The following is a 26,829-nucleotide window of genomic DNA, read 5'->3' on the forward strand; positions in this document are numbered from 1 at the left end:
AAGATTACGGCCCCTCGTGACCCCTTCGTGGGGCCGAACGATTCACGAGCGCCATCCTTCAAGGATCCGCATCGGTAGGGTATTTGACACTTCTGACGTTGACTCAACTGGGGCTCGGGGAACATGAGCAAACTGCACGTGGGGTACGTTCGCGAAGCGATCGAGGAGCGGTTCGGCGGCCTGATCGACATGTCGGACCAGGCGAGACTGTCGGAGGCGAGTCGGCACCAGGCGCTCCTCAGCCGGGGCCTGGCCGCGCTTGCGGCGCAGATCGAGCACCCGTGCAGCGACCGCATCGCCGCGTCGAGGGTCTTCGACGGCCAGGACGACCAGGGCCTGGATTCGATCGCAGTGGAGGTCAGCACCGTCCGCTCGCGGATCTGCCTGGTGCAGGCCAAGTGGAGCGACCAGAACAAAGGGGCCTTCGGTGAAGCCGAGGTCCACAAGATGTTCCACGGCCTTGAGCTGATGCTCGACCGCAACTTCGGCAGGTTCAACCGCCGCTTCCAGCCCTTCGTCCCGGACATTGAGCGAGCCTACGAGACAGGCACTCCAAAGATCACGCTCGTTCTCGCCCTGATGCGCGAGGCGCCACTCAGCGACGGTGTACGCGAGCTGATCAGGATGAAGCTGGCCGAGCAGAACCAGGTCGAACAGATGGTCGAAGTCAAGGTCCTGGACTTGCGCGACTTCCACCGAGCCATCCTGGGCGATGCCTCCACTCCGAAGATCGACGCCAAGGTCCAACTGGAGTGTTTCGGGCAGGAGTCAACGCCGTACAAGGCCATGTACGGCACGATGACGGTACCCGATCTTGCAGACCTGTACGAGGAGCACCCACGCGGCCTCTTCGCGCGGAACATCCGGGACTCTCTCGACGAGAGCGACGTCAACCTCAAGATCAGAAGAACGCTGCGGGAGGAGCCTGAGCACTTCTGGTACTTCAGCAACGGCATCACCATGCTGTGCGAGACCGTCCAGCCGCTCGGCCGGGCACTCCCCGGCAAAGTGGGGCACTTCCAGCTCACCGGTGTCAGCGTGGTCAACGGCGCACAGACGGTGAGCGCCATCCACCGGGCCTACAGGGAGGACCCCGTCGCGGCCCAGGACGGCCGGGTCCTGGTCCGTCTCATTTCCCTGGAGAACTGCCCACCCGGGTTCGGCGACCAGGTCACTACCACGACGAACACCCAGAACCCGATCGAGGAGCGCGACTTCAAGTCCCTCGACCAGGGCCAGTTGAACCTCCGGGACGCCTTCGCCTTGAAGCTGAACCGCATCTACGTCATCAAACGCGGTGAGGCAGTCCCAGACCCGGCACACGGCTGCTCCATCACCGAGGCGGCCGAGGCGCTCGCCGCCGCCAGCCCGAACGCCCAGCTCGCCGCCGTCGCCAAGAGGGACCAGAATCTGGCGGGGCTCTGGGAGGACAGCAACTACCAGGAGATCTTCGGCACCGAACCGAACGTCTTCCGGGTCTGGCGGTGCGTCGAGCTACTCCGCGCGGTCCAGGCTCAGCTCCATGCCCTGCGCGAGGGCTTGGTCTGGCGTGCGGACGCCGCCGCCTTCTACGGCGACCTCCTTGTCACCCACATCGTCTACCGCCGTCTGAGCACCCGCTCCATCGAGGACCCGGAGTCCGACTGGCCGGCGGAGCTCGCAAAGGTGCCGGACCTGGTCCGTGACACCCTGTCCTGGGTACTGAACGCCATCGACGAGGAGTACGGCACCACCAGCCACATCATCGCGGCCGTCCGGAACACCGAGCGGATCGAGCGGGTAGTGCGGGCGGCCCTGCGCGGCCTGGACTCGGAGAAGCAGGCGCCGCCGCTCAACACCGACTACCAGGTCACTCACGCGGAAACCCGCGGCCGGAAGATCAACGCAGTCGCCACCCTGGTCGCGGCCGACCGGATCCCGGACGGCACGGTCCTGGAGTACCGCCCGTACAGCAAGCCCGAGCGCCGTGAGATGACGGAATGGCTCGCGGAGGACCCCCGGCGGGCGCAGGCCACCTGGAGCAACGAGGGCGGGCGCAACCCGCTGCAGTGGCACGCGGACGAGCAGTGGTACTCGCCGAGTGGCCTGGCGCGGAAGATGCGGCATGAGGCCGCCGGGGTGGACAGTTCAACGCAGGGCACCATCAGATGGTTCGTACCGGGTGAGGGCTCGCTCGACGAGCTCGCGCTGGCGGTCCGGCTGGAGGAAGGCAACGAGCCGGCGGAAAAGTGAAAAGCCCGGTGCCACGGGGGGGTGTCCAGTCGTAGCAGCGGGGCGGCCGGACAACTGCTGGGCTGACGATCGCCAAACGGGCATTGTCAGTACCACGTCGTAGGCTCGCGCGGCATCGCCGGAGAAAGCAGGGCGGGGCCTGCTGGAACGCGCCGCCGCGATCTCCCGTAGCCGTAGGATCGCAGGCGGCGACTATGTCGGCGTGAGGCACCGCACTTGGGGCCAGCCCGAGGCAGTGCGCACCGTCCGCAGCCACCGAGCACAGGGAAAGCAGCAGCACGCCGATGAAGGAACTGACCTTGGACCTGGACATCCCGCAGCAGCCCGAGGAGGCCGCGCAGCCTGCGGCGGAGGAAACCCAGCCCCAGGTCACGGCTCTGGAAGAGGGCCAGGTCGTCGACTACATCACCGACAAGGCGATCAAGGAGACCCCGAAGGAGAAGGTCCGCCAGCGGGTCGCTCGAGCCCTGGTCCACGAGCACGGGATCGACCCGCACGACATGGCGCGCGACTTTGCCGTCACGGTAAGCGAAGAGGGGGCGACCCGCAAGCGCTCCAAGAAGGCCGATATCGCGATTTTCGAATCGGGCCTCCCGCACACCACGGCGAACCTCCGCCGGGTCGTGGTCTGCAAGCCCGAGCCCAAGCGTGGCAAGAACGTGGTCAAACTGCGTGAGCCGAAGCAGGCCCGAAATGACCTCGCTGAACTCGAGGAGCTGATGGGCAACGAGGACCGCCCCCAGTGCGTGGACGGCATGTGGACGGACGGGGTCGACTTCTTCTTCCTCAAGAAGGTGGTCCGCGACTTCGGAGCAATCTTCGAGGACCGCAGCGACTGGGAGATCGCCGAGGGAACCCTCGGCAGCCGGACCGTCGCCTCACACCAGCGACTGCGCCAGGCCGACCCCGACATGCTCAAGATCGCCTTCCGTCGCTGCCACAACTACATCCACGGCAACGAGGGCATGCCGAAGGATGCCGCCTTCTGGCAGTTCCTCTACCTACTGTTCGCCAAAATGTACGACGAGCGGGTCACCGGCGGCACCGGTCGCGGCCGGTTCCGCACCGGTTTGAAGGACATGTTCGCCGAAGACGGGCGGGCCGCCATCAGCGCCCGGGTCAGGGAGCTTTTCGAGGACGTCAAGCGCGAGTACAAGGATGTCTTCAAGCCCACCGACGAGATCACCCTCTCCGACCGGGCGCTCGCCTTCATTGTCAGCGAGCTCGCCCCGTACGACCTGACCGGTACTGACGTCGACGCCAAAGGCATTGCGTACCAGGAACTCGTCGGAATCAACCTGCGCGGCGACCGCGGCCAGTATTTCACCCCCCGCGGCGCGGTCAACCTGATGGTGGAGATCCTCGACCCGCAGGAAGACGAGACCGTCCTCGACCCCACCTGCGGCACCGGCGGCTTCCTCCAGGCCACGCTCAAGCATCTGCGCCACACCTGGAAGAAGGAGGCCGGCACCTTCGGCTTCCCCGACACCAAGGAGGAAAAGGACCGCTACGGTGACCGCCTCAAGGCGTACGCGGACGAATACCTGATCGGCGCAGACTTCGACCCGTTCCTGGTGCGTGCGACAACCATGGCGATCATGACCCTCGCGCAGACCACGGGAAACGTGTTTCACATGGACTCCCTTGCCTTCCCCCACGGCCACCTCGCCGGGGTGGAGCTGGCGAATAAGAAGATCCCCCTCGGCGAGACAGTGGACGTGCTCCTTACCAACCCGCCGTTCGGCGCGGACATCCCCGTCAGCGACGAGTCAGTCCTCAGCGAGTTCCGCAACGGCCTCGCCAAGTCGTGGGGACGGAACAAGGAGACCGGCGAGATCGAAGCGAGTTTGACCAGCACGCCTGCGAGCATGGCCCCCGAGCAACTGTTCATCCAGCGCGCCATCGAGTGGGTCAAGCCCGGCGGCCGGATCGGCATCGTCCTACCCAACGGCATCCTCTCAAATCCGGGTCCGACGGATGAGGCAATCCGGCAGTACATCCTGAGGCACTGCTGGGTACTGGCGAGCGTGGAGCTTCCGGTCGAAACGTTCATCGTGGACGCCAACGTCAACATCCTTACGTCCCTGCTCTTTCTCAAGCGGAAGACCCGGCAGGAAGTCCAGAACTTCGACCTGCGGACGGAGAAGCCATACCCAGTCTTCATGGCGGTCGCGGAGAAGGTCGGATTCGACCGGCGTGGGAACGAGCTGTATAAGCGCGAGCCCAACGGTGACATCGTGGTGGAGACGACAGTCAAGATGGAGCGGCTCCGCATCCGGGGCAAGGAAGTCACCCGGCCGCTGAAGCGCGTCAAGCCGGTCATCGACAACGACCTGCCGGTGATCGCGGAGAAGTACAGGGAGTTCCGGGCGAAGTACCCGGTACCGGGGGTAAACCTGCGCGAAGCTGCGGGAGCGGGCAAGTGAAGATCGCGAGTCTCTCCAACCCGGTGACGTCCGACTGGCTTAGGGAGCAGGGGCTCCGGCTCGATGCCTCCCCGTATGTCTCGGGCTCACTGGAAGCGAAGAAGATTCTGGAGCGGCTGGAGCGCACGGAGCCGCTGGCGAACCTGACTTCCGGGCACAGCGGGGGCATCTTTAGCGGCCCTATGTTCCGTCGGGTCTTCCTCACCGATCCCCGGCACAGCGTCCCATTCCTCGGCACCAAGGACATGATGGCAGCCGACCTCACCGGGCTGCCGCGGCTGAGGAAGTCTGATGCAGAATCGGCAGCCTTGTCGTACCTCAAGGTCAAGCCCGGCATGACCCTGATCTCGCGTTCGGGGTTCAACGCAGGCAGGAGGGCCTATGCACGCCCTGACATGGGCAATTGCTGGGCTTCAGAGGACATTGTCAAGGTGGAACCAGACCCGAACAAGATCAAGTCCGGCTATTTGTACGCCTTTCTGCTCAGCCAGTTCGGCGAGTCGCTGGTACGTGGGTCGGTATACGGGTCGGCTGTCAAGCACATCGAGCCACATCACATCGCCGGACTTCCTGTGCCGCGGTTGGACAAGGCGGTTGAGGGGCGGATCCACCGACTGGTGGAAAGCAGTGCGAGACTTCGTGCGCAATACCAGACGGATCTGGTGTCCGCGACCAGGGACTTCTTCGACAGTGTGGGGTTGCCGGAGCTGAACGACATTCAGTGGCATCAGCAGGAGCGGGACCTCGGGTTCGAGGTTCCGAGCGTGGCGCACGTTTCCCTGCGGGCATTGAATTTTTCACCCCGAGCACAAATGCTGATGGAGAAGTTGAGTTCTGCTCCAGGAAAGTTGCTCGGCCAGATTTGTACTGGAGGACAGCTAGGTTCTGGGGTGCGGTTCAAACGGGTCGACAGTGACCCCGAGCACGGGGTGCAACTTGTCGGTCAGCGGCAAGGTTTCTGGCTACGTCCTGAAGGGCGATGGATCAGTGCTGCTCAAGCACCTTCAGGGATCTTCGCGCGCGATGAGTCGATCATGATTGCTGCGCAGGGAACCCTCGGGGAGAACGAAGTCTTCTGCCGCCCACTATTTATCACCGGGAGCTGGCTCAAGTACGCCTACACACAACATTTCTTGCGCGTGGTAAGCGGCGACCCCGAGATCCCCGGCGCCTACCTCTTCGCCTTCTTCCGCTCCGAGGCGGCCTTTCGTCTTCTCCGCTCCCTGAGCTCGGGCGGCAAGCAGCAGGATATCCACGAGGGTCTGCGCGCGGAGATCCCGATCCCTCTCGCGCCCCTCGCAGACCGCGACCGCATCGCCGCTACCGTCAGGGCGGCCTACCAGAAGCGCGACCGCGCCGACGTCCTCGAAGACAAGGCGCTCGCGATGCTCACCGCTGCCATCGAGGAGGCTATCGGCTGATGGGTGCAAGGATCGTTGCTGTTGGGGAGGCCGTCAACGATGCCGAGCGGAGGGTGATCGCGCACCTGCGTGATCATGCCCCCGACGACTGGACGGTCCTGCACACTGTCGAAATTCCGCACCACCGCATCGAGTTGTTCGAGGTTGACCTCGTCGTGGTCACCGGGCATGCCGTGTATGTCATCGACGTCAAGGGCACCCGAGGCCGCGTCGAGGCCGACAGCAAGCGGTGGTACCCGTCCCGGCGGGCCCCGTTCCGCTCCCCACTGCCGAAGCTGCGCGGGCACGCCAAGCAGTTGAAGACGATCCTGGAGACAGCGCACCGCCCGCTGTCGCGGCTCTACACCCACGCTCTGGTAGTCCTGCCTGCGCTCGACGCGCTGTTCGTCGACCTGACATCCCAGCAGTTGGACGCGCTTGACACCGTCACCCTGCCCGACCTGATCGGTCGGCTCGCCGACGCGAGCCGGGTGCCCACTTCCGCCAACCGGTTCGACACAGACATCTCCGCGCACCACGAACTGATCGTGCAGACGGTCCAGGGATCCTCCAGGCCACCCTCCGGCCCGTTGCGCTTCGGCAGTTGGGAGGTGATCGAGCGGCTCGGTGAGACGGACCCCGAGGAGGGCGGCGACGGCATCGTCCGCGAGTACCGAGCGAAGAACGCCCTTGCCGTACAGGGCTCGGGCACCGTCCGGCTCGCGGTCCGCAAGGCCGACCCGTACGCCCCGGAGGCGGAGCGGCTGCTGCAGCAGAAGCGGATCGGCATCGCATACGAGGCGCTCGGCAAGCTGCCCTCGCACCCGAACGTCGTCGGGGTCCGGGACTTCTTCGCCGAGGAGGACCAGGATGCTTTAGTCACCGTCTACGACGACGCGCCCGGACACGCCCTCAAGCTGCACCTGACAGGGGCCGCAGACCCGCTCACCGCGGACGCGAAGCTGCGCACGATCAGGCAGGTGTTGATGGGACTGGCCCACGCGCACAGCCGGCACATCGCGCACCGCGAGGTGAGCCCGTCCACGACCCTGATTGCGCAGGACGGGCGAGCGATGCTGACCGGCTTCGAGTACGCGAAGACCGCGCAGCGCCGCACTCACACGGTGATGCTGGAGGCGCATCAGATCGCCGACCGGGCCTACCTGGCGCCCGAGTGCCACGCCGACCCCGCGGCGATGGGCATGCAGGCGGACGTCTACGCGGTCGGCGTCATCGGCTACCAGCTCCTCACGGGCGAGGTTCCCTTCACCTCGGCGACCGAGCAGGCCGACGCCGGACGGCTTCCGGCAAGTGGCCTGGAGGCCGCCGGGGTCGGGGTCGAACTCGCCCACTGGTTGCAGAAGCTGTGCGCAGCGGACGCGGCGCAGAGGCCGACCGCCGTCGAGGCGCTGCGCCGACTTGATCTGGTGATGGGTGCCCAAAACGCCCCCGCGAGACGTATCGGATCCTCCGCGAGAGCCGCGTCTGGTGCTCGCGCTCAGCAGCAGGCGGCGGACGGGCCGCGCGGCCCGGAGTTCTACAAGGACCTGTCGCCCGACTTCCAGCTCGGCACGAAGTACCTGGTGCGTAACCGGCTCGGCCGCCCCGGTTCGTTCGGTGTGGCCTACCGGGTCTACGACACGATACGGAGCCTCGACCGGGCGGTGAAGCTGGTCCTGCGGGATCGCGACTCCGTCCTGGAGCGGCTGCGCCGTGAGGCGGACGTTCTGCAGCGCCTCCAGCACGCGCCACACCCCAACGTGGTGGCGATGGTGGACGCGGATCGGCTGCTGCCGCCGGACGAATACCCGTACCTTGTCTTCGAGTTCATCGACGGCAAGGACGTAGGCGAGGTGATCCGGGGCGGGCGGATGGGCGCGGCGGACGTGCTGCGGCTCGGGATCGACACGGCCCGGGGGCTGCGCCACATCCACGAGCGCGGGGTGTGGCATTGCGACATCAAGCCGAGCAACCTTCTGTGGACCGATGACGGCGTCAAGCTGATCGACTTCGGGATCTCCAAGACCTCGGACTCCTCCGAGGGGCACACCTACACCAGCCCGCGCTACACCCCGCCCGACCTGGACCAGGTCCCCGCCGACGGCACCGGGTACACCGACCGGGACCTGTTCGGGCTCGGCGTCACGCTCTACGAGGCGCTGACCGGCGGCCAGTACCCGTGGGAAGGCGTCGGGCAGCCGTCGCCCGGCGTTCGACCTACCGACCCGCGCACCGCGTACAGCGGCTTCGGGGACCTGTCGCCCGGCTTCGCCGAGATTCTGCTGCGGACCCTCTCCCCGTACCGCGGCGAGCGGTTCACCACGGCCGAGGAGCTTCTGCGCACGCTGGAGGCGCTGGATTCCGCGCGCGTCGCCCCCGCGACGCCCGCGCCCGCTCGCCTCCAACAGCTACCGGTTCCACCTGCCGCGGACGGTGGCGGGCAGGCCTCCGAGCCCGAGCCGAACAGCAACCCGTTCGTCGCGCACCTCCAAACGCTGTACAGCCAGAGCCGACGCAGCAACCGCGGCACCCGAGGCCTGGACCCACAAACCATGTCGGTGTACGTCGACACGGCCCTGGACCGGGAACTCGTGCCCGCGCTGCGGGAAGGGCGGCACGCGCTGGTCGTGGTTACCGGGAACGCGGGCGACGGCAAGACCGCCTTCCTTGAGCGCTTCGAGCGCCAAGCCCGCGAGCTCGGTGCCACATTCGGACCGCAGCGGGCCAACGGCAGCGACTTCACTCTGGACGGCCACCGGTTCAGCAGCAACCACGACGGCAGCCAGGACGAAGGCGAGACCACTGGCGACGATGTGCTGGAGGAGTTCTTCGCGCCGTTCGCGGGCGCCGACGAGGCGGGCTGGCAGGTGGCGGTCGAGACCCGGCTGATCGCCGTCAACGAGGGCCGCCTGGTCGACTTCCTCAGCCACCACCACGACCGCTATCCGCACCTGGCCAAGCTGGCGAACCTGGGCCTCGCGGGCCGGCCCACCGGGCAGGCCGTCGCCATCGTCAACCTCAACGGGCGCGACGTCACCGCCCGGCCGGCCGGGCCCGACGAGCAGCCGCTCGACGGGGAGTCGCTGCTTGAGCGCATGGTCGGCCGGATGACCCACGAGCGGTTCTGGGAGGACTGCGAGCACTGCGACCTCGCAGCCGTCTGCTACGCCCGGCACAACGCCCAGACCTTCCAGCACCCAGCCGCCGGCCCACAGGCCAAGCGTCGGCTGCGGCGCGTCTACGAACTGACCCAGCTCCGCGGAAAGCTTCACATCACCCTCCGCGACCTGCGCTCCGCGCTCGCCTACACCCTCGCCTCCGGCCGGGACTGCGCCGAGATCCACCAGCTGTACGCGACCGGCGGAACCAGGCAGATCCTGGACGGCTTCTACTTCTCCGCCCACCTCGGCGCCCCGCCAGCCCCCGACGGCACTCCGCAGGAACGTGACCGGCTACTCACGCTGCTGCGCGAGGCCGATGTGGCGACTGCCCCCCAGCCGCGCCTCGACAGGCGGCTCGACTACGCGGGACTCCTCGAAGACGGTGCCCTCGTCACCGTCGATGGCCGCGGCGACCGCGACCGGGTCCTGCTCGACCAGCAGTTCCAGCAACTAGGCAGAGCGGCCACCACCCGGGCAACCCAGGCCGAGGCCCACCGGGCCTATGTGGACGCGGCCCGCCGACTGCTCTACTTCGAACTCCACGATGAGCAGCGCGCCGAACGGATGCTCCCCTATCCCTCGGTGTTGCATTTCATCGACCTGCTCTCCAGGTCGTCATCCATCGGCACCGCGGAAAGGGACAGCATCCTGCAGGCTCTCAACCGGGGTGAGGGGCTGGTTGCTCCCCGGCGCATCGGCAACGCTCTTGCGCTGAAGGTGCGTGACGTGCCCGGTGGCACCATCCGCAGCTACCGGCGGTTCCCCGCCGAAGGCTTCCGTCTCGAACCCGGTGACGCGCCCGTCTCGCCGTACATCGAGTCCGGGCGCACCTCCCTGCGCCTCAGCTACCGTGACCCGTCACGAAGCAACGGCGGGAGCGCCGAACTGGACATCCGGCTCGACCTGTTCGAGCTGCTCCAACGGTTCGCCCAGGGCTACCGTCCGTCCGTCGCCGACCTGCAGGGACAGCAGCTGGCTCTCGCCGTGTTCAAGAACCGGCTGGCCGCCGTCCCCTACCAGGAAGTCCTCCTCACCACGCACGGGTACGACCTGCGCCGTATCCACCGCACCGAGGACTCGGTCTTGCACATGGAAGAACTGACGGGGTCACCGGACGGGGACGGCGACAGCGACGACGGGGCAGCCGACGCGTACGCCGCCAGGGTGGAGGAGACGACATGGCGCTGACCGGATCCTTGGGTACCTTCCACCACCCCGGTGTCAGCCGGATCGACTACAAGACGCTGGACATGGACCGCGTCCTGACCGCGCTGCTCGCCAGGCTGTGGCACCAGGGAATGCCCAGCAAGATCAGCCGTGCCAACACCCTCGACGTCGAGATGTTCGTCAAGCTGTTCCTGCAGCATCCCGAGGCCTTCGACGGGTTCGACCGGGAGGCCACCACCCGCTGGACCACCACTCACCTGATGGACCTGGTCAACCGGGGCAAGGCGACCGAGGCGGTGGCCAGCCCCCGGCCGCTGCACGGATTCACCTACCGGTTCCGCAACAGCCGGAAGTCCCGCCCCTACGGGGCCGACGAGCAGCTGTACGAGATGCTCGCCACCGACCAGGGCGCACTGGCCCAGCTCAGGGAGTTCTTCTTCAGTGACGTGGACGGCTCCACCGGGGCGATCACGCCGGGGCCGGGCACCGATGTCGAGACGCAAGCGCTGCTGCATCTGGTGGAGCTGGCAGGGAAGCAAATGCAGGACCGGCCAGACACCGGGAAACCCCGCAACCCGTACCCGCCGTTGTGCGCCGAGCCGGCCCGGCAGCTGTGCCAGGACGTCATGCGGCTGCTGTATCACCAGGACCACATGCCGCGCACCGTCCTCGTGGACTACCTGAAGATCCTCTTCGCCTTCCACCTCTCGCTCTACCACCTGCGGATGATGAAGCTGCTGCCAGCGGTGGTCGAGGCCGGGGCCGTCGACGCGTCCTGCCGCAAGGGCCACCAGGGACCGGACGCGGGGGACCGCTGCCCGTACCAGGTGCGGCTCTTCCTCGACGTCGAAGGCACTCCGGGCACTGCGGTGGCCGCGTTGGCCGAACAGAGCGCCGTCATCTGGTATCGGCGGATCCCGCGGTTCGTCCAGGCGACGTACCAGGTGAAGAAGCTCGACGACTTCGCCGAGCACCTCGCGGCCAAGACCAACAAGCTCAGCCGCCCCGGCGGAAGGAGCTACTTCACCCCGGAAGAATCCCTGCGGCTGCTCGGCAAGCCCTACGCCAAGGAACGCGACGCTTTCTTCCTGCAGCGGGTCAACCGCGTTCGGGACGAGGAGGAGGACCTCCCCGCCGAGCTGAAGCAGATCACCCAGCTCGGCCTCTCCCCCTTTGACGAGTACATCGAGATGTTGATGCACTACAAGGGGCGTTACTACCGCCGCTACTTCGTCGACTGCCTCGACTCGCTGCTGCTCAAGCACCGCCCCGGTGCCCTGCTCGCCCAGCCGCGCGGCGGGCGGAGCGGAGCCGGCTCCGACAACGCCGCCCGGCGGTTCGTCCTGGACGCACGGCTGCTCGAAGTCCTTCTCCAGGTGTCCCTGCTCCGGGAGAGCGGCGACGGGTCCGGAAACCTGGGCACTGCGCCCATGCGGGTGGACGAGTTTCTCGCCCTGCTGCGTGAGCGGTACGGGCTCCACATCGACCAACTGCCGCACTCCGACGGCTTCTTTGGTGCCCACCTGGACGATCAGGCCGCGCTTCGTGCCAACTCTGCGGCGTTTCTCAACCGGCTCCGCGAGATCGGCTACTACCAGGACATGTCCGACGCCTACCTGACCCAGACCATCACTCCCCGGTACACCATCGGCAGCGGGGCGACGACGGGAGCCGTAATCCGATGAGCGTGACCGGCCTGGCGGAGATCTCGCCCAAGGACCTCCGGGAAGCACTGGAAGACGTGCTGGTACCCCGGCTGGCCAAGTTGGTCGGCGAACGGAGTGCCGGACACTGCATGCGGGTCACCGAAGTGGAGGCGGAGTTGGCGGCACCGCTGGTGCGGCGCCTGCGCGGAGCGCTCGGCCCCGACGCCACCGTCTGCCTCCTGGGCACGGCCGACGACCTGGCCACGGACCGCCCTTTCCACGACGTCGCGGTCACCAGTACCAAACTGGTCGAACTCCGCAACCGCACGGAAGGCGAGGGTATCCTCCCCGGCCCGCTCCTCGTCTTCGTTCCCCCGGGGACGCGGGTCAGCGCCGAGGACTCCTTCGGCATCGCCACGTTCGAAGAAGTCCCGCTGGGCGATGCCTACAGCCGACTGGCCGAGCACCTTCTGGACCAGGTGCCGGACCGTCTGCGGCCCGGGGTGGACGAACTGCTCACCACCCTGCGTGATCACTCAGGCCACCCCATGAGCGACCGAACCGTGGCCACGTACCTTCTGACGCTGCAGGTGAACGCCTACCGCGAGCAGGTCGCGGGGGCTGCCGCCTTCCACTTCGGCCTGGTTCCGGACTTCGACCTGTTCACCGACCCCACTCTCGTGAAGGAGCGTGTTGCTCGGAACGCGGCTCTGGTCGACAAGCTGACCGCTTCCAACCGGTCGGAGCGACAACGAGTCCTGGACCTCGGACTGAGCGACACCGACTTCGCCTTCCGGCTCGCCGGGTTCGCCACCCGCTGCGGCCTTGAGGACCCAGTGGCATGGACTCGTCGCATCGTCGTCGACCGGGAGAACTGGGGCCTCTCCTTTGGCAACTGGCGCATCGACGAACGGCAACGTGCCACCATCTCCGTCGACGTGGCGGAACTCGGCCTGCCCGCCGCAGGAGACAGCCCCGAGGAACTAGCCGCCAACCCCGCGCTCCAGGCAATGGTGGGACAGCCCTACCTGCTGGCGGGAGAGAAAGGTGTACGCGAGCTGACAGCCCGGTTCACCGTCCAGCCCTCCCCTTTGAAGGTGGAGGGGCTGGAACGGTTCCGGGTGGAGATCGTCTCCGAGAGCGGTGATCCAGTCGGGCGGATCGCCCACGTCTCCAAGGGGACACGGGCCAAGCCCGAGTACAAGGCTCCGCTGCGCCGCCTCAACAAGATCGACTGGGAAGAGGGATGGCACTACGTCCGGGTCACGCCGCTCGACGCATCGGAGGAAGCGCTCGACATAGCGCCGGCCGCACACGGACTGCCCGGTGGCGAGAGCGAACGCTTCTACGTCATCCCCAACGCCGAGAGCGAGGAACCGCCGGAGCGCAGTGCCGGACGCTACGACGGCGTCATCCAGACGTTGCGAGCCCTGCAATTCGATGCCCTGGCGGCCGGTGAAGACCCGGGTCGGGTCGCTCTCACCGACATCCGCTGGAAGCCTGCCACTCCGCGCAGTCCGCTGCGGATCCTGAACGCCAGGGTCCACACCGCCGGCAGCGCCGAGATCCGTCTCGCCCCGCTGCTCGTGCAGATCCAGCAGGACCTGCTGGCACGCTCCGAGGACACCTCGTTGCGCCGCCTCGTCCTCCACCCGGACGGCACGGCCGAAATGCCCGCCGGGGCCGACGACGACCTGCGCAACGCCCTGTCCGGACGGGCCGCCGAGGCGTATGACGTCTTCCTCGACGCGCGGCGCGCCTATTTCACGGTGCTCGGCGGGCATGCCGACGAAGGGACGGAGCCGTCTCAGCTGCTGGTCAGCGAGGCCACCGACTTCGAGCGGGTACGTGAGGACCTCGCCGGTTACGCCGAGGCATACGCGGAGCTGGTGGCCGCGCAGTCACTTCAGGCCGAGCGCGCCGACGACGGCTCCCGCGGCACCGCGCTCACCGCGCTGGCACGGATCCAGCAGGTCGATTGCGCAGCTGTGACTCTCGCCGACGGGCTGGGACGACGCGACACCGTCCTGCTCGTCTCGCCCACGCATCCGCTGCGTGCCCTCTGGCTCGCGACCTGGTCCGCGCTCGGCCAGGAGTGGACGGGGCGACTCGCTGGCGAGGAGAAGCGGCGAGTCATCGCCGTCCGTGACTCGTTCTGGGAGGCGCTGTCACCTCTCGGCTTCCCGTTTGCCGTTCCGCGGCAGGACGGACGGCTAATGGTGGCCGCCGACAACCTCACCCCGTACTGGGGTGCCTACCTTCCGAGCGAGACCGCCGATCCCCGCGGCCTGCTCGGCCAGCTCTCCGAGGCACTGCATCTGCCCGCCGCCGGCCCGCGCGCGGCCGGCGAGGTCGGCGGGCTCTCCGGAAAACCACTCGCCGACCGCATCGAGCGGTACGTGCGGCTCCACCCGTACGTCCACACCCTCGTCATGAACGTCGTCAACGCCGGCCGCGGGGAGATCGTCGCCGACGCCCTCCTCGAACTGCAGCGCCGCGCCTCCACCCGCGACCTCACCTACGACATCCGCCTCTGCGCAACCAACCCGGAAGCCCCTGAGACCGGAGCTGCACTGGGGGAACTCCTCAGTGCCCAGAACCAGATCGCCCCAGCCGAAGCCGAGGCGTTCCTGCACACCGTGGGCGCAGCCCGCCAGGCCAAGCTCGTCTACTCCGTCCGCTCCATCGAGGAGTTCAACGGGCCAGCCGGCGGAATCGACGCGCACCTCACGGTCCTCATCGACGCCTTCGGCGGCGAACAGCACAGCTCCGTCGCACGTCGCGACACCGCACACGCGCCGGTCCACGGCCTCGTCCAAACGACATCTTCGCTCTACGAGGACAGCGAACAGCAGATCGTGTGGCGCACTCTCCCACGCTTCGGCACCGCTCTGCCCACCGAGGACGCCGACGATCTCGCGACGCTCCTGAGCCGTCTGCCCAGCCTGCTCGCCGGAGCGGCAGCCAATGTCGCCACCGCAGGACAGGCCCCGCGGAACGTTCCGTGCACCACCCTGTCCCTCGACAACGACGCCCGTGCGCTCCTCTACCAGGCACACCAACTGGGCGACTGGGTCATCACTATCGACCGGACCCTCGGACTGGAGTACTTCGACCACGCCGGAGAGCACGGCAGGCCCGAGTACGTCATCGACTACGCGCCCCCCCTCGACAACGGCCTCGGCCACCAGATCCTGGTGAGCTCCAACTCGGTGGAGGAACTGCGCACCCTGCTCGGACCCACCGCACAGCAGCACGGCCTAAACGTCGAAGAACGGCACCTCAACACCTTCTTCGACCAACTGCGCCTACTTTCCGGCAACCTCGCCTTCAAACTGGCCTCCACCGCGCCGAACCAGCGCACCGAGGTCCTCGGCCTCTCCCTGGCCCGCCTCTACCTCGACTACCAGGACGCCCTCCACAACCAGATCGTCGTCCCCCTAGACGCACATCCCGAGCTCTACGCAGAGGTACGGCGCCAGGCCAGAGAACTCGGCGACTCCCTGTCCTTCCAGCGCAGCGACCTGGCGCTCTTCCACCTCGACGCCGAACGGCGAACCGTCACCTGCCGTCTCGTCGAGGTGAAGTGCTCCACCGCACTAGACGACGTCAGCGCCTATCAGCGGCTCAAGACCAAGGTCACCCAGCAGCTGGCCCGCAGCGAAGCTGTCCTCACCGAGTCCTTCGACCCACAGCACACTGCTCCGGACCGTGTCGACCGGCCGATCAAGAACCTCACCTTCGGCTCCATGCTCCGCTTCTACCTGGAGCGGGCAGCCCGCCACGGCACCATGGGTCGCGCCCCAAGGGCCGCGGCGCACGCACTGCTCGACAGCCTCGACGACGGCTACCGCCTCCGCTTCACCCGCAGCGGCCTGATCTTCGACCTCGCCCGTGGCGGAACCGACCGGGAAACCGAAGACGGATTCGAGTTCCACCGTATCGGCAGCGACCTGATCACCGAGCTGATCAACGCGATTCCGACCGTACGGCCGGGCCTGCTCGTGTCTGACGACGAGTCCGCCGGCGTACCGCCCCAGGACGGCCCAGAGGCCGACGGCGAGGCCACAGCACCCACCCTGGCACTGGTACAGCTGGCGGTACCGAAGATCACCGACGCCAAATTCCGCGCTCCCCACGCCAAGCACGCCCAGGAGGCAAGTGACATCCCGCCACCCCAGGGACAGGCAGCGGTCACTCCGGTGACAGCCGAAGGCCAGCAAGCGGCGCACCTGGACGACGCCGGCACCTCACCCCCGTCACCCGAGCAGGCGGGCTCGCCCTACCCGGATGCGCCCGTGCAGGAGGCATCAGAACAGCCGGATTCGGTACCACAGGGTCCTCTACCGCCCGCTCAGGCTTCCCCAGAGCCGCCTCAAGGTCCGCCGGTCGACCCCGGACCCGATGGCCGTGAAGAAAAGCCCCGGACCGTCACGATGTTCGACCCGCGTGGCGTCCAAGACGCCCCGACCAGCGATACGCGACCCGCACAGGCGGCCCCCGCCCACACTGCCGGATGCCCCCCGGAGGTCTTCCTCGGTGTTACCCGTCCCTCGCCGCAGCACGGCGTACTCGGTGAAGTAGCGGGCCGGAAGATTGCGCTCGACCTCTATGAGACGCACACAATCAGCCTGTTCGGTGTGCAGGGCAGCGGCAAGAGCTACACCCTGGGCGGCATTATCGAGGCGGCCTCGCTTCCGGCCCCGCCCATCAACGAGCTACCCCACCCGCTGGCGACCGTGGTCTTCCACTACAGCGGGACTATGGGCTACGCCCCGGAGTTCACCTCAATGGCGCGGCCCAACGAGGACCAGGCGCAACTGGAGGTCCTCAAGGAGCGTTACGGGGCCGAACCGCACCCCCTTACGGATGTCCTGCTCCTCGCTCCGACCGGTCAGGTAGCCGACCGGCAACGTGAATTCCCGGGCATCGACGTCCAGCCGCTGGCCTTTTCGTCCGGCGAACTCCAGGCAGCCCAGTGGCGCTTCCTCATGGGGGCGGTGGGCAATCAGTCGACCTACATCCGTCAGCTGACCCGCATCATGCGCACGAACCGGACCAACCTGACCCTGGAAGTCATCCGGCAGGGGGTGGCCGACTCCGGCATGCCCGACCACGTCAAGCAGCTGGCACAGGAGCGCCTCAATCTCGCCGAGGACTACATCGACGACAACGTTCGCCTCACCGATCTCATCCGCCCCGGCCGTCTGATCATCGTCGATCTCCGTGACGAGTACATCGAGAAGGACGAGGCTCTCGGTCTGTTCGTCGTCCTGATGCAGCTCTTCGCCGAAGCACGGAGCGGCCACGGACACTTCAACAAGCTGGTGGTATTCGACGAGGCGCACAAGTACATCGACAGCCCGGACCTGGTGGCAGGGCTGGTCGAGTCGGTCCGAGAGATGCGACACAAGGGCATGAGCATCCTGGTGGCCAGCCAGGACCCGCCCTCGGTGCCGATCTCCCTAATCGAACTCTCCGACCACGTCATCCTGCACAAGTTCACCTCCCCTGCGTGGCTCAAACACCTACAGAAGGCCAATGCCGCGCTCTCGACCCTCAGTTCCGACCAGATGTCGCGGTTGCAGCCGGGCGAGGCATACGTGTGGGCCAGCAAGGCCACCGACCCGGCGTTCACTCACGGGGCCGTACGGATCCGATGCCGCCCGCGCGTGACCAAGCACGGTGGGGCAACCAAGACGGCCGGCGGAGGACAATAGTCGACCTCAGCCACAGGAAGAAACCGAAGCACCGCATTTCGCCTCATCCGCCAGCGGGAAGCATGTCGCACAGCACGTCCGGAGAGCTCACGGCCCAGCGAGAAAAGTGGTTCCGCGAGATCCCAAAAGGGCTGCTGTGGCACGTGAGGGATGTTCCCGCGCCAGGCAAGAACCGTATGCGCGACGATCTTGGCGAGCCCAGGCTCATCGGCTCGATGCTCGTTGCGCGGATCGCCGTCCAGCTCGCCCAGGGTGAGAACACGTGTCCTTCCTGATCAGAGCCGGTATGAGCAGCTGGGCCATGAGACCCTGTGCTGCCTCGTCCAAAGGCGTCCGGCCGCAGTCTGACCGCACATGGTCACCCAGACGAGAGCTCCTGCAGTCAGAGCGTCGTTGTCGCGCTCCTACAGCGTGGTCTTCGCGGTGCTGTCCGCGCCCAGAAGTTGGGTGGCTCAGCGACGGCGCAGCGCTGCTCGGACCTCGGCGAAGACTGGATCTGCCAGTCCTGACGTGCAGCCGAGGGTTGCAGTGAAGGCATCGGCCTGTTCCCGGGCTTGCGCCGCGGTTCCCTCTGGCAGCGCAAACCTGCCGGCGCTGGCGCCTGCCCGGCCTTGGAGCTGGCCTCGGTCGTCCTGGTATCTCTGGTCCACCCGACGCGAAATTCGGCGCGGGCGTCTCGCAGCACCTTCCGGGACACGCTCTCGGCTGTCGGACTCCGCGTGACCTCCAGCCTGAGCATCCACATGCCCACGGCGGCCTCGAACGTCATCGGCATCTCGGTCAGCATGCGATCGTTGGTCGGGGCGCGCCGTTGACTGACGCGCAGTGGGTGCACCTGGCCCCCGGATACGGCTAGGCCGAGGACGAAAAAGTGAGGCTTGTCGGTGGGCACCACTACTATCCGGGATGCCTCACGGGACGACGAACGGAGTCAGGGAATGGGCGACGCGAACGAAGCAGCAGTCAAGCGGAGGTTGGGTATCCCGAGCTGGCGGAACTTGTCGAAGGACAAGGTGCTCAAGTTCGCGGCGGCGATGCCCGAGATGGCCACCGAGGTGCGCCTCAAGCTCATAGAGCAATTCCCCGCCTTCAAGGACCTGGGCAAGGCCGACATCGATGCAGTCACAGAGGCCCACAGGTCTACTCTCGCAGCCAACGAGAACAGTCAGAACCACTTCTACCAGGCTTCACAGGACCAGCGGGACGCCCTGCAGGCCGACCTCGGTCGGGACGACCTCAACTGGGCACAGCGGGAGAACCTCCACGACCGCCTAGAACGAAATGTGCAGCGGGTATACGAGAAGGACAGCGAGAGCAAGCAGTTCCTGGGGGCGGGGATGAAGGTGGTGGCGGCTGCCGGTGCAGCCGCCCTCGGGCTGGGCGTGGTGTTCGTCGGCGGCAAGATCGCTGGAGCGAGCGAGGACGGTTCCGAGGAAACCAAGTAGGGCCCCGGGTCAGCAGGGAACGCCCGCTGGACAGTTACTATCCAGGATCATTGCTGTGTGCGGAATACAGCCTTGCCGGTTTCGATTGGCTTCCCTGTAGGGCCGACTATGGGGGACTCACGGTGACCGACCTGAAACTGTTTCGGCAGACCGCCGATGGACACGATGTTGAGCTGGGCGGCTCCACGGTCGCGTTGGAGGTAGAGCTTCAGCGGCGGGTTGAGACGAGCATGGAGGTGATGCTCGGCGTCCGTTTCCTCGCGTCGGAGTATCCGACGGGCCGGTGGCACCGGGGCCGGATCGACACGCTGGGTCTCGATGAGAACAACACCCCGGTGGTAATCGAATTCAAGAAGGGCTCCGACAGCGGGGTCCTCCCGCAGGCCGTCTCGTACCTGACCTGGCTGCACTCCGCGCGGTTCGAGTTCGAGGCCCTGGTCAAGGAGAGGCTGGGCTCCGAGGCGGTCGAGTCGATCGACTGGCGAAACCCGCGGGCTATCTGTATCGCTGCCGGCTTCTCCCACCACGACCGGGTGGCAGTGCTCGACAGCCCCAGGCCCATCGACCTGGTTCGCTACCGCGTCTTCGACGGCGGCCTGCTGAGCCTGCTGCTGGTCGAGTCCGGAGCCGGATCCGCCACCTCGGTGCCGCCACAGCCGCGGCGTAGAAGAACACCTCTCGGCTCCGGCAACGAGGGTGAGCTGGCGCTGCCGCAGGCAACCACCGGTCCGGCGCCGGCCTGTCTGCGGGACTTGTACGGCGAGCTGGACGAGGCGCTCACCGCATGGGGCGAGGTCGAGGTGCGGATGCTGCGGCACTACGTCGCCTACCGGCTGATGGTAAACCGCGCTTCGGTCATCTTCCGTCCGTCGCACGGTGTGATCCTCACCTACCTCTCTCTCGACCCGGACACGGTTGTGCTGGAGGAAGGCTTCTCGCGCGATATGCGCGGTATCGGGCACCTGGGGACGGGTGACCTGGAGGTCCGGATCGCGTCGGCGGCCGACCTGGAGAAGGCGGGGCCGCTGATCCGGCGGGCGTTCGAGGCGGCTTGACGGCATGGGGAAGGGCGGACGGTGCATCGGGTTTTCGATGCACCATCCGCCCTTTTCTCATTTCTGCAGGTCCGTCGGCCCGGTCTGGTGCCTCTCACGCTCACTCCTCCGGTCCGGCCAGGACGAAGTCGTCCTGGGTCATCTCTGCCTGGAGCCTGCGTTCGGCGACGGCGGCGTAGTGGTCGGACAGTTCGACGCCGATGAAGTGGCGGCCTTCGCGTAGGGCTGCGACTCCGGTGGAGCCGCTGCCGGTGAACGGGTCGAGGACCGTGCCGTCTTCGGGGCAGATGCGTACGAGTTGCTGCATGACCTCGATCGGCTTCTGGGTGATGTGGACGCGGTCCTTGCGGGGCTGGGAGGCGATGAAGTAGCCGGGCAGGTACAGGTCCCGGCTGCGGTCGAGGCTGCCCTTGACACCCCAGGTGATGAACTCCGACGCCTGCTTGAAGCCGCCCTTCCTCGGGCGGCTGGCGGGCTTGATCCAGGGGATCGTGCCCGACCAGGTCCAGCCCGCCATCTGGAGGGCGTCGCTGGTGGTGGGTTCCTGGCGCCAGTCGGAGAACACCACGGCCACCGCGTGCTCGACCGCGGCCCGGTACGCCTCGGTGAGCAGGTCGGTCAGCCATGACCGGTAGCTGCGCTGGTCGCGGTTCTCGCCGGGGAACGTCTGCAGGTCGTGCGCGCTGGTGCTGGTGACGTACTTGGCGCGGGCGGTGCGGCCGGTACGGTCGGAGCTGGTGCGCCCGCCGCTGTTGTACGGCGGGTCGGTGATGACGGCGTGGACGGACTCGTCGGGGATCGTCTTGAGCACCGTGAGGGCATCGCCTCGGTGCAGCGTGTAGGTCATGCGCGGGGCCTTTCTGGGCGCGAGAGCTGCCCGCTCCGGGGAATGCCAAGGCGGCCATTCGAAGCGGGGGTTGCGCCGGAGGGTAGCCGCGAATTACGGACCGTCCTAACGAGACCAGGCCCTCTCCTCGGCCCAGGCGGAGGTCATTTGGTGCGTCCGGATTTCCGGTCTACTGTCTCGCCAAGTCACCGAGCCGGGGCACCGCCTCACCTTCGTTGACCTGTGCCGATCCGTGTTGCCGAGTCCAAGTAGGCGGCCGGAAAAGCACGTTCGCTTGCCGCTTTCCACATCTACCGGGGGCCTGTTGTGTATCGCCTGAGATTACGAGCGCGGCTAGCTGCCGCGCATGACCTGAGACCGGCGTCCTGGAGCTACCAACTCCCGTGACACGGGCCCCGCCCCAGGGGCAGATTCACACCGGCGCGGTGCCGGCGGCTTTGCACGAGAAGCCGGCACCGCGCCTCCTACACCGAGGAGCAGTTGCGATGCAGCACGCCCTGATACGCCCACGCCCCGCCCCAACCCCACTGCCTGATGGCGCCGTTTGCCCTGGCGGGCGGTGGCGGCGATGAAGAAGACCGCTGGAGCCGTCGTCGGCCTGGCCGCTGCCGGTCCGCTCCTGCTGGCCGTTCCCCTGCTCGGCATCACCGCCGGGAGCACGGCGGCCTCGTGTTCCACCGGCGGTGCACAGGCTGTGGACAACGCAGCGGTCGCCGCACAGGTGAAGGCCATTCTGGACGGCAGCAGCACCGGCACCGTCACCGTTTCGGGCCTGGGCAACCCGGCCGAGCAGGTGCCCAACGCCAAGACCATCGTTGCCACCGGTATGGCCATGGGCATCCCCGCCCGCGGGCAGATCGTGGCGCTGGCCACCTCGCTCCAGGAAAGCGGCCTGCGCAACCCCACCTACGGTGACCGTGATTCGCTGGGACTGTTCCAGCAGCGGCCGTCGGAGGGCTGGGGTACCGCGATCGAGATCCTCGACCCGGTCCACGCCTCCACGAAGTTCTACGAGGCGCTGGAGCAGGTCTCCGGCTGGCAGTCGCTGTCGGTCGCCCAGGCCGCCCAGGCGGTGCAGAAGTCGGCCCTCCCCGACGCCTACGCGAAGTGGGATCCGCTGGCGACCGCCCTGCGGAAAGCACTGGAACCGCTGCTGGCACCGACCGGCAGTGCCACGCCGACTCCCACCCCGTCGGGCTCCGTTACCGCCAGCCCCGTGCATTCGGGTGTCGGAGGCAGCTGTGCGCCGGGTACGGACGGTACCGACTTCGGGGTCATCCCGCCGGGTTCGGTGCCGGCCGGGTACACGATCCCGGCTGATGCTCCCGCGGCGGTGCAGACCGCGATCCGCTGGGCGCTCGGTCAGCTCGGTACCGACTACCAGTGGGGCGGGTCCTGCACCGACTCCCACGGCCAGGATCCGATGGGCAAGTGCGACTGCTCCTCGCTGATGCAGCAGTCGTACAGGGCCGCCGGGGTCACCCTCTCACGGACGACGTACACACAGGTCAAGGAGGGCACCGCGGTCTCCGTGGACGCTTTGGCGCCTGGCGACCTGGTCTTCACCGGCGGCACGGCCACCGACCCCGAACACGTCGGGATGGTCATCGGCTCCGGGCTGATCGTCAACGCCCCACACACCGGCGCCGTGGTGGACATCAACACCCTCGCCGACTGGAAGCCGCTCATCGTCGCGGCCCGCCGAGTCGTCTGACCGGCGCTTCCCCCTCCCCCTCTTCTTCTCCGCGCCGCGGCTGCGCCCCGTCGAGCTGTGGCCCATAAATCGAACTGGAGTTCCCCATGTTTCTCGCCGACAAGGTGATACGGCTCGCCTACGACCCCGGGATCAAGCCGAACGAGGGCGGGCTGCCGGGCCTGGCTGTGCTCAAGCAGGTGATGGGCTCGATCAACCTGTTCGGGATCATCGCCGTGGTCGGAGCGATGGCGGTCAGCGCCGGGGTGTGGGCCTGGGGCCACCACTCCGGCGGTCACCAGGCCGAGGCCAACGGCAAGAAGGGCGTCCTGGTCTCAGCGGGCGCGGCCCTCCTGCTGGGTGCCGCCAACGGGATCGTGGCGTTCTTCTCCACGCTCGGAACGCAGGTCCACTGATGCCTGCCACCCCCTCACCCACCGACGGCATGTCCGGCATGCGCCGACGGATGCTGCTGGGCACCGCGGTCCTGGTGGTGCTCGTCGCGCTCGCCGGACTTGCCGCCTACCTCACCCGCGACAGCCGCTCCCCCACTAGGCCGACGATCCGGCAGACGGCTTCGGCCTCCCCCACACCCGGCTCCTCCACGGCAGCGACCACGCCACCACCGCACGGTGTGAAGAGCGCGCTGCCCGTGCCGCCGGACACGCACGACCCGATCGTCTTCGGGAAGGCGGCAGCCGTTGCCCTGTGGTCCTACGACGCCCGCGCGTACTCCCAGCCCGAGCTGCTGTCCGCTCTGCACCGGTGGCTGACCACGGAGACGAAGTACGCCGACCGCCCCTCGGTCGACGCCCTCGTGCCCTCGCCGGTGCTGTGGGAGCGGATGGCCGACAACGCCCAGTTCGCCACCGCTACCGCTGCCGAGGCGCACTTCCCTGCCTCCTTCACCCAGGCCCTGCAGGCAGACCCCGGCGCGATCACCGCCGCTTACGTCTACGCCGTCACGGTCACCGGCCAGCAGTCCATCGCCTGGACCGGCTCACCCCTCGGCGGCGCCGAGGCCCGCGCGATCACCCTCGCCGTCCAGTGCCGCCCCTCCGCCCCCTGCTCGCTCGCCGGCGTCCTGCCCAACATCGCCCCCTGACCACCCGCTCCTGAAAGGAGGTTCCGTCATGGGAGCCTGCGACATTCCCCTGGTATCCACGGTGTGCGACACCGTCGGCGGTATCGCCTCCGGTGCCGGCAGCGCCATCACCGACAGCATCGGGTCATGGCTGGCCAAGTCAGCTGGCGACCTGGCGGCAAGTGCCGCGGACCTCGCCGCCCGCGCGGTCAACGAGACCACCGCCATCGACCTGAACGCCCCCTGGTTCCGCGACAACTACGAGCTGCTCCTTCCGATCGGCCTGGCCCTCACAGTCGGCACGTTCTGCCTGCAGCTGATGTTCGCCGCTTGGCGACGCGACGAACGCGCCCTGGCCCAAGCCGCCATCGGCACCATGGTCGGCGTCCTGTTCTCCTTCTGCGCCGTCGCCTTCACCTCGGTCGCCATCACGGTGGTGGACGCCCTGTCCGACGGCCTCTTCCAGGCCGCAAACACCTCCATCGACGATGCAATACGTCGTGTGGTCGAAGTCAACGAGCTGGGGGCGATGTTCGGCCTGGGCTGGGGCGTTCCCGCACTGGTCGCGCTCGGCATGGCGATCGGGGCGTTCATGTACTGGGGCGTCATGGTCGCCCGCAAAGTCGGCGTGCTCATCCTGGTCGCCCTCGCGATCTTCGCCGGATCCGGCGGCGGCTGGGAAGTCGCCAAGCGCTGGCGCAGGGGCTGGATCGAAGCCACCGCCACCCTCGTGGTCTCCAAACTCCTGATGACCGTTGTGTTCCTGATCGGGGTATCCGCGATGGGCAAGTCAGACCCTGCCGACGGTCTCGGCGCACTGTCGGATGCGATGGCCGGCCTCGTCGTCATGATCCTGGTTTTGCTCTGCCCTTATGCGACGTACAAGTTCGTGCACTGGGCGTCCGACGGCGGCGGCCACGACGACCTGCACCGCTCGGGCATCGCCGGCATGGCGGTCGCCGCCGGTGCGGCCAAGACCGCGGGCACCCTCGCCATGCAGGCCGGCACCGGAGCACCCGCACCGCAGGGGCCGAGCCAGGTGCCCGGTGCCGGCGCCGACGGCGTCGCCTCGGGCATCAACCCCGCCGGGGCGCACCTGAGCAAGGAAGGCATCGACGGCACCCCGGCGCCGAGGACCACCTTCCGCTACGGCGAGGACGACAACGCCCCCGGTGACAAGGGCCGCGCCCTCATCCGACGCCCCGGCATCCCACCGCTGATCAACCGTCCTGCCTCCGGTGACACAGGCGGCTCCGAGGCTGACACCTCCGGCGCAGCAGTTCCGCCTGCCAACGGCTCCGGCCCAGGAGCGATGGGGCCGTCCGCCGAATCCTGACCGGCCATCCGTTCGGGGGCGGGCAGCAATCCCCGGTGCGCTGTCCGCCCCCTCCCTCCCGCACCCCGCTCATGAGTCCGGCCACGATCCCACCCCGCGTCCCTCCCTGCCGCTTCTACTCTCTGGAACCGCTATGACTGACAACCGCGCCGCCGAAGGCGCCCTGGCCACCGTGAAGTTCCCGCACCGCAGCCGCCGGGGCATTCTGCTGGGCCTGACCGCTCCGCAACTGATCGTGGTCACCCTCACCGGGCTGCTGCTTCTGGCCGTCATCCTCACCCGGGGCGTGGTCGGCGCACTGGAACTCATCCCGCTGTGGGCCGCTGTCCTGCTGCTGGTCTTCGTCCGCTCCCAGGGGCGGAGCCTGGCCGATTGGACACCGATCGTTGTCCGCTACGCCCTGCGCCGCACCCAGGGCCAGCTCCTCTGGCTGGCCCGCCCGTCGCGCCGCCCGGTCCGCGAGGGGCTGCTGCACCTGCCCGGCACCGCCGCCTCGCTGCGGGTGGTCACCGCGCCCGACGGCCGGTACGGCGCCGTCCACCACCCGGGCACCGGCACCCTGACCGCGGTGGTCAAGGTGAGCAGCCGCGCCTACGCCCTGCTCGACCCCGGAACCCAGAACGCCAACGTGGCCGGGTGGGGGAGGGCGCTGGCGGCGCTTGCCCGCACGGGTCAGGTGGCCCGGATCCAGGTGGTCGAGCGCACCGTCCCCGACTCCGGTGACGCGCTGCGCCGGTACTGGGAGGAGCACGGCAACCCCAACGCCCCGCTCGCAGGGCAGGTCTACAGCGAACTCATCGCCTCGGCGGGTCCAGCTGCCGCGCCGCACGAGGCGTACGTCGCGGTGTCGCTGGACGTCAAGGCAGCGCGGCGGCTGATCAATCAGGCCGGCGGCGGCCTGACCGGCGCCTTCTCCGTGCTCGCCCAACTCACCTCCACCTTCGACCAGGCCGCCCGTACCGCCGGGCTGAATCCCTCCGGCTGGCTCACGGCCATGGAGATCGCGGCAGTGGTGCGGACCGCCTACGACCCGAAGGCCCTGGCTGCGCTGGACCGCTGGTCGGACTCCGGCCGCCCGGCAGCCGACCCGGCTGCTGCCGGCCCGGTCGTGGTGGTGGAGTCCGCCGACCACATCGCCACCGACACGGCCTTCCACACCACCTACTGGATCGAGAACTGGCCCCGCATCGAGACCAGCGCGGGCTTTCTACACCAGCTCCTGTTCACCGCCGGGGTGCGCCGCACCCTGTCGCTGTCGTACGAGCCGAAGGGCCTGGACGCCGCGCTGCGCGACGTCCAGCGCAAGAAAGCCTCCGTGATCGCGGACGCTGCCGAACGGTCCCGTCGCGGTCAGGTCGACTCCGAAGCCGACTCGATCGAATACGCCGACATCAAGTCCCGTGAGCGCCAGCTTATCGCCGGGCACGCCGATGTCGCCCTGACCGGACTGCTGACCGTCAGCGCGGACACCGAGGACGAACTTCGGGCGGCGTGCGCGGTCGTGGAGACCGCGGCGGTCGGTGCGCAGCTCGATCTGCGGGCCTTGCGCTGGCAGCAGGCCGAGGCGTTCACCGCCGCCGCCCTGCCGCTCGCGCTTGCCGCCTGATGCCGGCCCCA

15 protein-coding genes are annotated in these 26,829 nt (G+C 67.8%); 14 read left to right on the top strand and 1 reads right to left on the bottom strand.

The window, feature by feature from the left end; all coding sequences use genetic code 11:
- Positions 1-123: 123 nt before the first annotated feature.
- The 9 genes from BUE44_RS29240 to BUE44_RS29275 all read left to right on the top strand — a co-directional run bounded on the left by BUE44_RS29240 (position 124) and on the right by BUE44_RS29275 (position 20,252).
- Positions 124-2,232, top strand: a complete 2,109-nt coding sequence (locus BUE44_RS29240; protein WP_235002578.1) for an AIPR family protein — start codon at positions 124-126, stop codon at positions 2,230-2,232.
- A gap of 284 nt (positions 2,233-2,516) precedes the next feature.
- The gene (mads2, locus tag BUE44_RS29245; RefSeq protein ID WP_079190183.1) at positions 2,517-4,658 is read left to right on the top strand and encodes a methylation-associated defense system DNA methyltransferase MAD2; all 2,142 of its coding nucleotides are present in this window, start codon (positions 2,517-2,519) and stop codon (positions 4,656-4,658) included.
- The gene (gene mads5, locus BUE44_RS29250; protein ID WP_073502025.1) at positions 4,655-6,079 is read left to right on the top strand and encodes a methylation-associated defense system restriction endonuclease subunit S MAD5; all 1,425 of its coding nucleotides are present in this window, start codon (positions 4,655-4,657) and stop codon (positions 6,077-6,079) included. Before mads2 ends, mads5 begins: the two co-directional genes overlap by 4 nt.
- Positions 6,079-10,407 carry a methylation-associated defense system protein kinase MAD6 gene (mads6, locus tag BUE44_RS29255; protein WP_079190184.1) on the top strand — a complete coding sequence of 1,443 codons (4,329 nt, stop codon included), beginning with the start codon at positions 6,079-6,081 and terminating at the stop codon, positions 10,405-10,407. Before mads5 ends, mads6 begins: the two co-directional genes overlap by 1 nt.
- Positions 10,398-12,071: a methylation-associated defense system protein MAD7 gene (gene mads7 / locus BUE44_RS29260; protein ID WP_073502026.1), complete on the top strand. Its 1,674-nt coding sequence runs from the start codon at positions 10,398-10,400 to the stop codon at positions 12,069-12,071. Before mads6 ends, mads7 begins: the two co-directional genes overlap by 10 nt.
- Entirely contained in the window at positions 12,068-17,752 is a 5,685-nt protein-coding gene (gene mads8, locus BUE44_RS38905) for a methylation-associated defense system ATP-binding protein MAD8 (protein WP_073502027.1), read from the top strand. Before mads7 ends, mads8 begins: the two co-directional genes overlap by 4 nt.
- Positions 17,753-17,814: 62 nt before the next feature.
- Complete coding sequence (locus BUE44_RS37220; RefSeq protein ID WP_143172611.1) at positions 17,815-18,027, top strand: hypothetical protein; 213 nt, start codon at positions 17,815-17,817, stop codon at positions 18,025-18,027.
- A 663-nt stretch (positions 18,028-18,690) separates the two neighbouring features.
- Entirely contained in the window at positions 18,691-19,197 is a 507-nt protein-coding gene (locus BUE44_RS29270) for a hypothetical protein (RefSeq protein WP_073502028.1), read from the top strand.
- A 122-nt stretch (positions 19,198-19,319) separates the two neighbouring features.
- A complete protein-coding gene (locus BUE44_RS29275; protein WP_073502029.1) occupies positions 19,320-20,252 on the top strand; it encodes a DUF5655 domain-containing protein in 933 nt (310 codons plus the stop codon).
- A 100-nt stretch (positions 20,253-20,352) separates the two neighbouring features.
- Here the strand turns inward: BUE44_RS29275 and BUE44_RS29280 are convergent, their stop codons facing one another.
- The gene (locus BUE44_RS29280; protein ID WP_073502030.1) at positions 20,353-21,099 is read right to left on the bottom strand and encodes a DNA-methyltransferase; all 747 of its coding nucleotides are present in this window, start codon (positions 21,097-21,099) and stop codon (positions 20,353-20,355) included.
- A 568-nt stretch (positions 21,100-21,667) separates the two neighbouring features.
- Here BUE44_RS29280 and BUE44_RS29285 point away from each other — a divergent pair.
- From BUE44_RS29285 to BUE44_RS29305, 5 genes are all read left to right on the top strand, one after another.
- Positions 21,668-22,813, top strand: a complete 1,146-nt coding sequence (locus BUE44_RS29285) for a C40 family peptidase (protein WP_073502031.1) — start codon at positions 21,668-21,670, stop codon at positions 22,811-22,813.
- Between the two features lie 86 nt (positions 22,814-22,899).
- The gene (locus tag BUE44_RS29290; protein WP_073502032.1) at positions 22,900-23,208 is read left to right on the top strand and encodes a DUF6112 family protein; all 309 of its coding nucleotides are present in this window, start codon (positions 22,900-22,902) and stop codon (positions 23,206-23,208) included.
- A complete protein-coding gene (locus tag BUE44_RS29295) occupies positions 23,208-23,897 on the top strand; it encodes a hypothetical protein (protein ID WP_407640070.1) in 690 nt (229 codons plus the stop codon). The genes BUE44_RS29290 and BUE44_RS29295 overlap by 1 nt, the downstream gene beginning before the upstream one ends.
- Positions 23,898-23,925: 28 nt before the next feature.
- The gene (locus BUE44_RS29300; protein ID WP_073502033.1) at positions 23,926-25,212 is read left to right on the top strand and encodes an SCO6881 family protein; all 1,287 of its coding nucleotides are present in this window, start codon (positions 23,926-23,928) and stop codon (positions 25,210-25,212) included.
- 133 nt (positions 25,213-25,345) lie between these two features.
- The gene (locus BUE44_RS29305; RefSeq protein ID WP_073502034.1) at positions 25,346-26,818 is read left to right on the top strand and encodes an SCO6880 family protein; all 1,473 of its coding nucleotides are present in this window, start codon (positions 25,346-25,348) and stop codon (positions 26,816-26,818) included.
- The last annotated feature ends 11 nt before the right edge of the window (positions 26,819-26,829 follow it).

Source organism: Actinacidiphila paucisporea (assembly GCF_900142575.1).
Taxonomy (GTDB): domain Bacteria; phylum Actinomycetota; class Actinomycetes; order Streptomycetales; family Streptomycetaceae; genus Actinacidiphila; species Actinacidiphila paucisporea.